This window comes from Enterobacter sp. LM3 (assembly GCF_046622475.1).
Taxonomy (GTDB): domain Bacteria; phylum Pseudomonadota; class Gammaproteobacteria; order Enterobacterales; family Enterobacteriaceae; genus Enterobacter; species Enterobacter cloacae_P.
In genome coordinates this window covers 1-842 of the sequence record NZ_JBJURN010000056.1, presented here as the reverse complement: position 1 = coordinate 842, position 842 = coordinate 1, and the positions used below count along the sequence as shown (strand labels likewise).

Annotated in this window: 1 pseudogene; it reads left to right on the top strand. The window is 54.9% G+C overall.

Annotation, left to right across the window (positions count from 1 at the left end):
- Positions 1 to 842 (top strand): annotated as a pseudogene (locus tag ACJ9N4_RS20895) (phage tail tape measure protein); the annotation flags it as partial.

Below are 842 nucleotides of genomic sequence, written 5' to 3'. Positions count from 1 at the left end.
GCGAAAGCCGAAGCCGCGTTCAAAAAGGCCGATGAAATCTGGAACCTGCGTAAAAACGATGGCTATGTCAATTCCAAAGCTCGTGACCTTTTCTGGAATGATCGGGAACAGGCCAGGCTGGCACTTGAAAATGCAAAGCGGCAGGCCGGAATAGAGAAGGATAAAGAAGAGAGCGCTGCAAAAGAAGCGTCCATTGAGTCTGACCGTCAGAAGTACGCCGCGCAGGCACAGGCGAACTATGCAAAAAGCCAGACTGCTCTGGAAAAATACACGGCCAGGCAGAACGAACTCAACAAGGCGCTGAAAGCTGGTCGGATCCTCCAGGCTGACTACAACATCAACCTTGCTGCTGCGAAAAAAGAGTACGAAGACACCCTTAAAAAGCCGAAGAAAACCCCCGCAGTCAGAACACCTGCCGGTGCTCGTGCGACAGACACCGCCAGCGCCCAGACGATGGAGCTGGAGGCGCAGTTACGTACCTTGCAGGAGCATAAGGGGATAAATGACACTATCAGTCAGCAGCGTCAGGAGCTGTGGCGTCAGCAGTCCCGCTTTGTCGTGCTGGAAGCCGCAGCGAAGACCAGGACGCTCTCTGCTGAGGAAAAATCCCTGCTTGCCAGCAAAAGCGAGGTGCTTTCCCGCGCGGAGATGAATGCAAAACTCGGCGATCAGATCGTAGCCCAGGAGCGACTAAACCGCCTGCAGGACACATCCCAGAAATATGTTACACAGATCGGCGAGAAAACCCGTGCGCTGAAGGACGGTGGGGCAATGAGTAGTCGTGCTGCGCAACGCCAGAATGAAGAAGCTCAGCTTCGCCAGGGCTGGATGAATGCCGGTGG